This is a genomic window from Marinomonas rhizomae (assembly GCF_003315485.1).
GTDB lineage: Bacteria > Pseudomonadota > Gammaproteobacteria > Pseudomonadales > Marinomonadaceae > Marinomonas > Marinomonas rhizomae.
This window is the reverse complement of the sequence record NZ_QNSE01000007.1, coordinates 256,104-268,664: the sequence shown is the minus strand read 5'-3', so window position 1 is coordinate 268,664 and position 12,561 is coordinate 256,104. Positions and strand designations below refer to the sequence as shown.

General features: G+C 37.7%; 10 protein-coding genes. 9 read left to right on the top strand and 1 reads right to left on the bottom strand.

The window, feature by feature from the left end:
* Positions 1–667: 667 nt before the first annotated feature.
* On the bottom strand, positions 668–2,104 hold the full coding sequence (locus DFP80_RS10905; RefSeq protein ID WP_113916828.1) for an MBL fold metallo-hydrolase RNA specificity domain-containing protein: 1,437 nt from the start codon (positions 2,102–2,104) through the stop codon (positions 668–670).
* 380 nt (positions 2,105–2,484) lie between these two features.
* On the opposite strand from DFP80_RS10905, the gene DFP80_RS10900 reads away from it, so the two are divergent.
* From DFP80_RS10900 to DFP80_RS10860, 9 genes are all read left to right on the top strand, one after another.
* Entirely contained in the window at positions 2,485–2,805 is a 321-nt protein-coding gene (locus DFP80_RS10900) for a MarR family EPS-associated transcriptional regulator (RefSeq protein ID WP_113916827.1), read from the top strand.
* Between the two features lie 242 nt (positions 2,806–3,047).
* The gene (gene tviB, locus DFP80_RS10895) at positions 3,048–4,310 is read left to right on the top strand and encodes a Vi polysaccharide biosynthesis UDP-N-acetylglucosamine C-6 dehydrogenase TviB (RefSeq protein ID WP_113916826.1); all 1,263 of its coding nucleotides are present in this window, start codon (positions 3,048–3,050) and stop codon (positions 4,308–4,310) included.
* A 4-nt stretch (positions 4,311–4,314) separates the two neighbouring features.
* Complete coding sequence (gene wecB / locus DFP80_RS10890; protein ID WP_113916825.1) at positions 4,315–5,394, top strand: non-hydrolyzing UDP-N-acetylglucosamine 2-epimerase; 1,080 nt, start codon at positions 4,315–4,317, stop codon at positions 5,392–5,394.
* A 1-nt stretch (position 5,395) separates the two neighbouring features.
* The gene (locus tag DFP80_RS10885; protein ID WP_113916824.1) at positions 5,396–6,340 is read left to right on the top strand and encodes a Gfo/Idh/MocA family protein; all 945 of its coding nucleotides are present in this window, start codon (positions 5,396–5,398) and stop codon (positions 6,338–6,340) included.
* 2 nt (positions 6,341–6,342) lie between these two features.
* Complete coding sequence (wbpD, locus tag DFP80_RS10880) at positions 6,343–6,924, top strand: UDP-2-acetamido-3-amino-2,3-dideoxy-D-glucuronate N-acetyltransferase (RefSeq protein ID WP_113916823.1); 582 nt, start codon at positions 6,343–6,345, stop codon at positions 6,922–6,924.
* Complete coding sequence (locus DFP80_RS10875) at positions 6,921–7,994, top strand: DegT/DnrJ/EryC1/StrS family aminotransferase (protein ID WP_241560327.1); 1,074 nt, start codon at positions 6,921–6,923, stop codon at positions 7,992–7,994. The genes wbpD and DFP80_RS10875 overlap by 4 nt, the downstream gene beginning before the upstream one ends.
* Complete coding sequence (locus tag DFP80_RS10870; RefSeq protein ID WP_113916822.1) at positions 7,991–9,220, top strand: lipopolysaccharide biosynthesis protein; 1,230 nt, start codon at positions 7,991–7,993, stop codon at positions 9,218–9,220. Before DFP80_RS10875 ends, DFP80_RS10870 begins: the two co-directional genes overlap by 4 nt.
* Complete coding sequence (locus tag DFP80_RS10865) at positions 9,207–10,745, top strand: asparagine synthase-related protein (protein WP_113916821.1); 1,539 nt, start codon at positions 9,207–9,209, stop codon at positions 10,743–10,745. Before DFP80_RS10870 ends, DFP80_RS10865 begins: the two co-directional genes overlap by 14 nt.
* A 1-nt stretch (position 10,746) precedes the next feature.
* Entirely contained in the window at positions 10,747–11,640 is an 894-nt protein-coding gene (locus DFP80_RS10860; protein WP_113916820.1) for a hypothetical protein, read from the top strand.
* Positions 11,641–12,561 lie beyond the last annotated feature (921 nt).

Genomic DNA, 12,561 nt, shown 5'->3' with positions numbered 1-12,561 from the left:
CGGCCCACCCCGTAGGCCGGATGAGACGAGGAACGAGACGTTATCCGGCATTTGTGAACCACCAGCAACCATAAACACGTCCAGAAAAACATGCAGCCCATCGCCGTAGGCCGGATGAGACGAGGAACGAGGTGTTATCCGGCATTTGTAAACCACCAGCAAGCATACAACACGCCCAGAAAAACATGCAGCCCAACCCGTAGGCCGGATGAGACGAGGAACGAGACGTTATCCGGCATTTGTGAGCCACCAGAACCCATAAACACCCAGAAAAACATGCAGCCCAACGCCGTAGGCCGGATGAGACGAGGAACGAGGCGTTATCCGGCATTTATAAACCACCAGCGACCATAAACACGCCCAGAAAAACATGCAGCCCAACCCGTAGGCCGGATGAGACGAGGAACGAGACGTTATCCGGCATTTGTGAACCACCAGCAACCATAAACACGTCCAGAAAAACATGCAGCCCATCGCCGTAGGCCGGATGAGACGAGGAACGAGGTGTTATCCGGCATTTGTAAACCACCAGCAAGCATACAACACGCCCAGAAAAACATGCGGCCCATCGCCGGATAACGGTCGTGCCTCCCTCATCCGGCCTACAAAACGTCATGAAATCACTAACCACATTACCAAACACCAAATTCGCATGAACCACAATTTTCTACGGCACCACAACCTCACACTCTGGATGGGCCATTTCAATCAATCCCTTCAATGTCCGTTTGGCGTTATCATCTCCATGCACCAAATGTATTTTTTGGGGCTTTACTCGCATACATTTAATGAAATTCAATAAATCCCGTTGCCCTGCATGGGCGGAGTAGCCGCTGATTTGTTGTACCTTGGCGTTAATGACATAACGCTCCCCGTCAAACATCACATAACCATTTGGCTTATCATGAAACCGCAGAATGTCCCGTCCTGGTGTGCCTGCCGCCTGATAGCCCACAAACAACACATCGTTACGCTCACCGCCCAACAAAGCTTTTAAATAATTCACAATGCGTCCGCCAGCACACATGCCAGAAGCAGCAATAACAATGGCGGGGCGGGTTTGGCGTTGTAGGTAAGAAACAGTTTGTAAATGAGTGGCGTGATCATCAATTGTCGTGACTTGCTCAAAACTTAACGGATGGCGACCCGAACTCACGCGTCGTTTTGCTTCATCATCCCAATAATTCGCTAAAGATAGATACACCTTAGTAAAACGACTCGCCAAAGGTGAATCGATAATAATGTCAATATCTTCCCAATTTAACGAAACACCAGAACGCGTTTGGCTCACGGCTTTGTGTTTATTTTGATGAATAATATGCTCCAGCTCGTACAATAACTCCTGAGTGCGGCCGATGCTAAACGCTGGAATTAACACCGTACCTGAATCACTTAATGCATGTTCTAAACTTTGCTGTAAATGCTTGCGCCGAGTGGCGCGGTTTTCATGGTTTCTGTCGCCATAAGTACTTTCTAACACAAGCTGATCGGCGCGATAAGGTGACTGCGGTGTACATAGCAAAGGTGAATAGGGCGCGCCTAAATCCCCAGAAAACACCACATCGTGATAGCGTTTCCCTTGCGTTTTTACCTCGGAATTTTTCACCCGAAAAACCACATACGCCGAGCCCAAAATATGCCCCGCACGACACAAACGTAACTGAACGCTAGAACCTTTTCCTGCAAGCGGAATGCTCGTCCACTCTTTATATTCCAACGGCACCAACTGCGATGCCAAACGATCCAAACACGCCTTAATAATACTGGCATTGCGCGTCACGCCAACTTTTAACGCATCTTCAATCACCAAAGGCAACAACGCTGCACTCGGTTTAGAACAATAAATCGGCCCAGTAAAACCAGCCGCCAACAAATACGGCAAACGCCCAACGTGATCGATATGAACATGAGTAATAACCAAAGCCTGCACAGCAGAAAGATCAAAATCTATTTCTAAACTGTTTGAATCTGCCCCAGACCCAGACGTCTCCGCCCCCTGAAACAACCCAATATCCACCAACACAGATTGATCAGAATCAACAAACAACTCATGACAAGACCCAGTCACACCCTGCACAGCACCATGATGCTTAATATCTAACATACAAATCCTTATGTATCGTTTTAAAGAATAATCAAGATTAAACCACAACCCTCACCAGCATCAACCTAACTGTTCCTTTCCCCACTCACTTGTAGGCCAGATGAGCCGAGGCACGAGGCGTGATCTGGCGAATGATCATAACCAACATATCCTTATACCCAAAAATGCTTAAAAAACCTCCATTTTACAAACTCTTTTCAAACACATTCTTTGCATAATTGCTTTTGTTGAATTATTATCGTTCACCAAATGAACATGGTCAAATAAACAACGATCAATATCAAACGAGGCAAACGCATGGAAAGCTTACTCACACTACAATACACCACTTCTTTCCGTGCCTATTTCCCCTTGTTAACACGCATCGCCAAGGTGCAAACATGTTAACCGACGAATATCGCTACAAAATTTTAAAAGAATTACAGCAAGACCCAGACATCAGTCAGCGTGAGCTTGCCAAACGACTGGGAATCAGCCTAGGCAAAGCCAACTTTTGCCTAAAGGCCCTAATTGAAAAAGGCTCAATAAAAGCAGACAACTTTAAAAATAGCGCCAACAAAACCGGTTACTTATACCTACTTACCCCAAAAGGCATAGAAGAAAAAGTAACCCTGACGCAACGATTTTTACAAAGAAAACTAAGAGAACACGAAGCCCTAGAACAAGAAATAGAACAACTGCGCAAAGAAGTAAAAACATAACTCGTCTCGTGGGCTGCATGAACCAAAACACGAGGCGCAAGAACAACCCGCCCGTAGGCCGGATGAATCGAGGAACGAAGATGTAATCCGGCGTTGAAGGATTAGCCGAGGAACGAGGCGTGATCTGACGATAACAGGTAAAATAGACACGGCATAATGCCAAGCCTCAGAAAATTCTCTGCGAGTAGAGATAAATGTAATAAGCAGCAATAACAAAATTTAGTTAAATTATTGGATGAAAAATGAAAAAAATTGCAGTAATTGGTTTAGGTTACGTTGGTTTACCGCTCGCAGTAGAGTTTGGGAAAAAACAGCAAGTCGTTGGTTTTGATATTAATCAAGCGCGCGTGAGCGAGTTGTTGACTGGAGTTGACTCAACATTGGAAGTGACTCCTGAAGAGTTAAAAGAAGCAAGCTTTCTTAAGTTTTCTTCGGCTATTGAAGATATAAATGACTGCAATATTTATATCGTAACCGTACCTACTCCTATTGATGAAAGTAATGCGCCAGATTTAACACCACTTCGTAAAGCTTCGGCTATGTTGGCTGCAGTTATTAAACCAAATGATGTTGTGATTTATGAGTCTACGGTTTATCCAGGTGCCACCGAAGAAGTGTGCATCCCTATTATTGAAAAAGCCTCGGGCCTAAAATTTAATGTGGACTTTTTTGCAGGTTATAGCCCTGAGCGTATTAACCCTGGTGATAAGGTAAATACTCTTACAAAAATCAAAAAAATCACTTCTGGCTCTACACCTGGAATAGCAAAATTTGTTGACGATCTGTATGGCTCGATTATCACTGCTGGCACTCATTCAGCGAGTTCTATCAAGGTCGCTGAAGCGGCAAAGGTGATCGAAAATACTCAACGAGATTTGAATATTGCCATTATCAATGAGTTCGCCAAAATCTTTAATATCTTACAGATTGACACACAGGAAGTGCTTGATGCTGCCGGGACTAAGTGGAATTTCTTGCCGTTCAAACCAGGCTTAGTGGGCGGGCATTGCATCAGTGTTGATCCTTACTATCTGACGCACAAAGCTAAAGAAGTGGGTTACCAGCCGGAGGTCATCTTGGCTGGGCGACGTATTAATGATGGCATGGGGCAGTACACGGCAACACAACTCGTTAAAGCTGTTTCAAAGCAAAAAATACATGTTGATGAAGCTAAGGTCTTGGTGCTCGGCTTTACTTTTAAAGGGGATTGTCCGGACGTACGCAATACAAAAATAGTGGATATGGTAAAAGAATTAAAAAGCTTCAATATGCATGTGGGCGTGTATGATCAATGGGCGAGTTCTGAAGAAGTCAAACATGAATACGGTATTGAGCTGATAAGTGAGCTTAAAGAAGGGTACTACGACGCTATTGTTTTAGCTGTAGATCACTCTGACTATAAAAACTGGGGCGAAGAAAAGATTCGTAGTTTGGGGAAAGAAAAACACGTACTTTATGATGTTAAACATGTATTAAAAATATCAGAATCGGATATTAGGTTGTAATTTTATGAAAATAGTAACTGTTATAGGTGCGAGGCCGCAGTTTATAAAAGCAGCCGTTATAAGCCGTGCTATACGTAGGTATGATCAGATTGAAGAAATAATAATTCATACAGGTCAGCATTTTGATGCGAATATGAGTGATGTCTTCTTTGAGCAGATGGGTATTCCAAAACCACATTATCAGCTAGAAATCGCTTCGCTTAGCCATGGAGCTATGACAGGAAGAATGCTAGAGAAGATAGAGGAAGTATTAGTAAAGGAGCAGCCAGACTGGGTGCTAGTTTACGGTGATACCAATTCTACTTTAGCTGGGGCTCTAGCGGCCGCTAAGCTACATATTAAAGTTGCGCATGTTGAAGCCGGCTTACGCAGCTTTAATATGCGAATGCCGGAAGAACAGAATAGAGTTTTGACAGATAAAGTTAGTAAAATTTTATTTTGTCCAACGCAAGCAGCTAAGTGTAATCTTTTACAGGAAGGGTATGTTGATAATATTAATTACTTGCCAGTAGTTGGTGATGTAATGTTTGATGCCGCTAAATTCTACTCGCGACATAGTCAACGGCCTAGAGAGCTACCTTCGGATATAGAGATTGGTAATTTTATTTTAGGTACCATTCATCGTGCTGAAAACACTAATGACTTATCAAGATTGAGGTCTTTAGTTGAGGCGCTAAATGAAATTCATCAAACAGAGCCTGTGATCGTACCATTACATCCACGTACTAAATCTATTTTAGATAAAAATGGTATTGTTGTTGATTTTAAAGTATTAAAGCCTGTTGGTTATCTAGAAATGATCTACTTACTTAAGCATTGTAGTCTTGTTGTCTCAGATAGTGGTGGTGTTCAAAAAGAAGCTTATTTTTTTGAAAAATCCTGCTTAGTTACTCGTGATGAAACTGAGTGGACAGAGTTAGTTGAGCACGGAAGTAACTATTTAGTTGGAGTAGAAAAAGACAAGATACTAGCTGCTTATGATAAATCAAAGTCTGCAAAAATTGATTATTCAGTGCCATTTTACGGTAATGGTTATTGCGCTGAAGAAATTATTAGTTATTTGTTAAAAGATGGATGTAACTAGCATGAAAAAATTTGTATTAATAGGTGCAGCGGGCTATATCGCGCCTCGCCACTTTCGTGCGATTAAGGACACAGGTAATGATCTAGTTGCAGCAATGGACGTAAACGACTCTGTCGGTATCATGGACAGTCATTTTCCGAATGCGGAATTTTTTACTGAATTTGAAGAGTTCGAAGGATTTGTTGAAGATCAAAAATTGAAAGGCGAAACTATTGATTATGTTGCGATATGCTCGCCTAACTATCTACATCTACCTCATATGAAATATGCTCTAAAGAATGGCATTGATGTGATCTGTGAAAAACCATTGGTACTAAATGTAGAAGATTTAGATACACTCAAACTGTATGAAGAAAAATATGGTGCAAAAGTAAACTCTATTTTGCAGTTGCGTTTGCACCCTTCGATCTTAGCGCTCAAAGAAAAAGTGGCTAATGCACCCGCAGGTAAAATATTTGATGTGGAGCTCACTTATCTGACCTCGCGTGGAAAATGGTACATGAAGTCTTGGAAAGGTTTTGATCACAAGTCCGGTGGAGTAGCAACAAATATTGGTGTGCATTTCTACGATATGTTGCACTTCATCTTTGGCGATATTGTTAAAAACGAAGTGCATTATCGTGATGAGAAAACCACAGCAGGGTATTTGGAATATGAGCGCGCCCGCGTACGTTGGTTTCTGTCTATTGATGCCAATCATTTACCTGAAAATGCTGTACATGGTGAAAAATCAACTTTTCGTAACATTACGATAGAAGGTGAAGAGCTAGAGTTCTCAGGTGGCTTTACTGACCTACATACGCAAAGTTATCAGCGTGTACTGGAAGGCAAAGGGTATGGGGTAGAAGACAACCGTGCCGCGATTGAAACGGTTGCTGTAATTCGCAATAAACCAACTTCTGTTCCTGGTAAATACGCTCATCCTTATTTGTCTAAGGTGCTGTAAGCATGACCGACTATTTTAAACATGAAAGTGCCATTGTAGATGATGGCGCACAAATAGGCGCTGATTCACGTGTTTGGCATTTTGTACATGTGTGTGGTGGTGCCCAAATAGGTAAAGGTGTATCCCTAGGGCAAAACGTCTTTGTGGGGAATAAAGTCACGATAGGCGACCATTGCAAGATCCAAAATAATGTCTCGGTTTACGACAATGTCCATCTTGAAGAGGGCGTGTTTTGTGGTCCCAGCATGGTGTTTACCAATGTCTATAATCCTCGTTCATTGATCGAACGCAAAGATCAATACCTGGATACCCTAGTTAAAAAAGGCGCAACGCTTGGCGCAAACTGTACGGTTGTATGTGGTGTGACTATTGGTGAATTCGCCTTTGTTGGTGCGGGTGCTGTGATTAATAAAGATGTGCCTGCTTATGCCTTAATGGTTGGGGTGCCAGCAAAACAAATCGGCTGGATGAGTGAGTATGGCGAGCAACTTGATTTGCCGTTAGAAGGCAATGAAGAGGTGGTTTGTTCTCATACAGGTGAACATTATCAACTAACAGGAAAGTTATTGAGTAAAAAGTCATGATGCAATTTATCGATTTAGCAGCACAATATAAGCATTTAAAAAATAAAATCGATAAACGTATTCAGGCCGTTTTAGAACATGGTCACTACGTCATGGGGCCTGAGGTACAAGAATTAGAAGAGAAGCTCGCAGAGTATGTAGGTGTTAAACATGTAATTACTTGTGCAAATGGAACTGATGCTTTAACACTTACAATGATGGTTCTTGATATAAAGCCAGGTGATGCTGTTTTTTGTCCAACCTTTACTTTTTTTGCTACCGCAGAGGTAATTGCCTACGAAGGTGCAACCCCTATATTTGTAGATTCAGACGAGGCAACCTTTAATATTTGTCCAGCTGATTTAGAGAAGCGCATTCAGGCGACAATAGTGGAAGGTAAGCTAACACCCAAAGCAATCATTGCTGTGGATTTATTTGGACTGCCTGCTAATTACCCCGAACTTCAGAAAATTGCTGATAAATACAATTTAAAACTAGTTGAAGATGCCGCGCAAGGTTTTGGTGGCAGTATTAATGGTAAGCGAGCAGGAAGTTTTGGTGATATTGCGACAACCAGTTTTTTTCCTGCAAAGCCATTAGGTTGCTACGGTGATGGTGGTGCTATTTTTACCAATAATGATGAATATGCGGAACTTTTAAAGTCTTATAGAGTGCATGGTAAAGGTAAGGATAAATACGATAACGTTCGCATTGGTATAAATAGCCGTTTAGATACGATTCAAGCGGCTATTTTGCTTGAAAAGCTAGTTGAGTTCCCTGCTGAATTGATTAAACGAAACAAAGTTGCTGAAAATTACAACAAAACACTAGCTAAAAAGTATAAAACACCATCTGTACCATCTGGTTATGTTAGTTCTTGGGCACAATATACGGTATTGTCTGATAATCGTGATGCCGAAATGATGAAGTATAAAGAACAAGGTGTTCCTACTATGATTTATTATGGCACTTGCATGCATCAACAAACAGCTTTTAGATACTTGGCTTGTCAGAGGCTAACCTTTCCAATTGCAGAAATGCTGGCAAGCAATGTTTTTAGTTTACCAATACATGGTTATATTGAACTATGAATTTTTTTTTATTACTTTCAAAAAATTTCATAGCCCAATTTTTATTATTATTATCTTTACCTTTAATATCGCGATATTTTATACCTGAAAGTGTAGGTGCGTTAGGTGTTTTTACGGCAACAGTGTCAATTATATCTACAATCAGCACTTTAAGGTTGGAGTTGGTTTTGGCTAGGAAGCCTGAAAATATTAAAAGTAATTATGTGTTTTCATTGTTTCTGATTTTTATATCATTGCTTTTAAGTCTAGTGATGTCTATTTTATATCAGATGATTTCTAAATATATTGGCTTTAATTCAATAGAGTTCAAATGGCTTTTTTTATCTTCTTGGTTGTTTTCTGTTTCAAATGTATTTTTATATTATTATAATGGGAAAGGGCAGTTTGATATATCTGGTAATAGCAAGGTTATAAGGGTTTTAGCTTATTTGCTTTTTATTTGTTTCTTTATTTTTTTTGATCTATATAAATATGAGTATTCTTTGATTTATGCCTTTTCTTTTAGTTATTTGATTGTTGTTTTTTATTATATTAATTTCTTTGGCCTCTCTTTGTTTCTTTTAAGTGGTTTGAGGAGGGTTTCTTTTTTATATATTAAGAAGTATAAAAACTATATTAAATTTACGTTTCCGCATCATTTGATAAATGTTACAACATCTAATTTTCCAATTATATTATTAGGTTATTATTTCTCACTTGAGGAGGTTGGTTATTATACATTAGCACAAAAATTGATGCTAACACCTCTTGGTGTTATTAGTGCAACATGCTCCAGCTATTTAGCTAATAAGGTTTTTTCAAAAAAGATTAAAAGAGAAAAAAAAATAATAATATTTAACAACTTTTCAACTCTTTTGTTTTTGGTTGGTGCTATTGTTGTTGTATTTTGGGTTATATTTGGGAGGCCTTTAGTTATTATTATATTGGGCGAAAGTTGGGAAGGAGTATACCATATGGCGATTTATATGATACCTTGGATTATATTGCTTCCATTGGCTTCTAGTATGTCGGTTTTTCCAACACTTCTTAATCAAAACAAAAAAGCTTTAATCGTTGAGATAGTAAGCTTTTTATTGAGAGTAAGTTCATTGGCTATAGGAGTTTATAATGATAGCTTCAATTTATCTATCATGTTATTTTCAATTGCCTCTTTAGTTGTTATGTTGTATCAATATTTTTGGGTAAGAGGTATGGTTATTAAGGGAATTGAGCATGATAGAGTTTGACTTTATTTATAGTAATGGTGAAGTTTTAATAAAACTGGATGGGGTTGATAAAAAAGTCAAGGTTGGAGAGGTTGTTGAGATTATTAACACACCATTTAAAGATAGAAAGGTTAAAGAACTTATTGATGAGCGTTTACAATTTCAGTCTTTGTTTTTCTCTGAAAACACACTAGAAGTATGTACTGATATTTTTTCTACTTATGATACATTTATATATCACTCTGCTGATAGTGACTTTCTTATGGTATCTACCTCTCTTTTTCGTATTACTAAATACCTCTATGCGATTAATAAAAAAATTAGCATAGATATGGATGGTGTTAAAAGTATGATTTCAATAGGTTATATGATGAGTGATTTAACCTATGTGAAAGATATTAAGCGTTTGCCAGCGGCTTCAAAACTTTTTCTCGACCTTAGGAATTATGAGATAAAAAAAGAAGTTTATCACTTTTTTTCTTGGAACCCATCCAGTAATAATGTTCCTATCAGTACAGCCATTTCAGATGTAGATGATATTTTAATTGATGAAATAAAAAAACTAGAGGTTTTGTCTGGTGAGCAAGTTTATTCATATCTTAGTGGAGGATTAGATTCTCGAGTCACTACATATATGCTAAATGATGTTTGTGAACAAAAAAACTTAAACACAATAACTTTTTCTAATTCATATTCTTCAGATGAAATTATTGCTAGGAGAATAAGCAAGGATATTAGGAGTTGTCACATTCAAATACCTTTAACTGATGGTAATTTTATATCCCAATTGCTGGAAGAAGTGGTTTATAAAAATAGTGGTATGGTTAACCTAATGGGAGCTATAGCACAGCGTTATGCAATTTCCAAAATTAATATAAAGTCTTCAGTTATATTTTCTGGTCAAATTGGCGACCTTACTTTTGGTAGCTATGCTAATAATTCTAGTGCTTTCTCACTAAAAAATCATTTCTATTTTGATGATTTTTGTGATACTTCCTCTTACGAAACAATTAATAAGTTATATAATTCTGATTTTGAATATGGGATTAACGAAAAAACACCTCGAGCTGTTACAAATGGTGATAAATTGGTTCGCGATAGCGCTAAAGTACTTTCACCTTTTTATAATGCTGAACTAAATCATTACACTATGGGATTACCACATAAGTATATGAATAACTCTTTTCTTTATCGTGAATGGATGAAGAAGAGACACCCTGAGATGGTTAAATTCAAATGGGAGAAGACTGGCTTTAAACCTAGCGGTAATTTAAGGACAAAGTACGGATCCCTATATAAAAAATATAAAAATGGCGTGATGCATCGGCTGTCTTTACCCCATGATGATATGAATCCATTTCAGTATTGGTTCTCTAGTAATGAAAAGTTATCTATTTTTATAAAAAAGTCTTTTGAATATGAAATTCAAAAGATTGATGATGAATATTTGAAAAGACGTTTAACTCTTCTTTTTAATAGTCGAACTAAGCATTGGATGCTTGCCTATACTATTGCTAAAAGTATAAATTTGATATTTGGACGCTAGAATGATTTTAATTAAAGGGTTGCCTGTTTTTGCTAAAAGAGTATCAAAGCTTTTGAATCGTTATGATATTAAGGCTCAGGTTTTTGGATCGCGCTTTATTGATAAAGTGTGTTTTTTATTTAATATTCCATTCTCTCAAAGTGTGATAAGTGTTTCGGGTAATCACAAGTCATTTTTTTTACCCGTTTATTGTAAGGTGTTTAGGAAAAAATATATTGTTTTTTGGTGTGGTAGTGATGTTGATAGAGCTGTAGTTGACTACAAAAATGATAAGTTTACTTTGAAAAATAAAATTGCTCTGAAATGTAGTAAACATTATTGTGAGGTTCCTTGGATAAAGGAGAAATTAGAGTCAATAGGAATTGAAAGTGAAATCCTTATTAATGGTAACGTTATATTTCAAGAAGAAGAGTTCAGCATAAGCCCATTTCCGGAAAAGTTTAAGGTCTTTACATATTTAGGTAAAGGTAAAGAAGAGTTCTATGGCCTCGGTTGGTTAAAAAAACTAGCTAAAGATTTTTTTGATGTGGAATTTGTTGTTATCGGAACTGATAATTATTCTCTTTTCTGTGATGCCAAAAATATAACTTTATTAGGTTGGGTTGATGATGTTGATAGAGTTGTTAAGGATAATGTAATTTATTTGCGACTTACGCAACGCGATAGTATTGGTAATTTAGTTCTATTTTCTGCTATTAATGGGCGTTATGTTATAAGAACCAAATACATTGATAACATTTCTATAACAGTAAAAAGTTATGATGAGCTTTATCATGCTATAAATGAAAAAATTCAAAATTTTAATTTTAGCTCTCTTCCTCTTAATGATAAGTGTGCTGAATTAAAAAAGTATAGAGAAAAGAATGTTATAAGTAATATTTTGGAGGTGTTGTGAAAGTAATATTCATTTTTTACGGGAGGTGGCTAATAGCTAGTGATTGAGCTGTAAGATTTTTCAAAGATCAGTAACCCTGTTATATGTAAAATACCTGAATGTATGATTTTTTAACTTTATATAATTCCGAATTAAAAAATATTTTCTTTTTTTAATTTGGGTTGGAAAGGATAGGCCGATATTCTAGTGCTGTTCTGAAAGCATGATGATGAAAATTTTCATGGCGATATCTCGGATATTTTTTTAATGAGTTAAAACTTGTCCGCCCAAAGTATAACCTTGACGTTGATGAAGGATTCCGCGTAAAAAAACGCAGGTTTAATGATTAGTCGGATTGAAGAAATTATCTTGCTTCAGAAAACCACAAGTAGTCCTTTTATATGGTGATACAGATTCAGCATTAGCAGGCGATTTTTCATCAAGTGAAATTTTTGGAGGCAAGATAGCATATGTTAAATGAGGTGGGGTGGTCATTAAGTGGAAATATACCTAAATAAATAAATCTTATACTGATAGATGATGCTTCTAATATCTTGTTTCTACCTAAAGATGATGTATTGTAAATGTTGTTAGAGGGACTAGTGATTGGAGGTATCATGCAAAATAATTTATATCTCAGATCTTACTAATTAAAGAAGCTATTAATTGCTTTTGCACTGTTCACCTTACAGGAAAAGTCAATAACCTCGGTGTTGTTGGAGGTGACCATTTATCAGTTCAAAAGCGCGAGGTCGAAATTATCGTTTTTTTGTAGGCGTGCATCCTAGAGTTAAGGGTAGGCTTATTAAACAAGATATAGAAGTTGATTATCTGGATAAAAACGAAATCGCTTTCTTATTTTGATACATTAAAGCAAATCCAAGCATGTAGATAAGTTATCAGTGATAGTGGAAGGGCAACATGAAGAAGTATGCTTTGCTA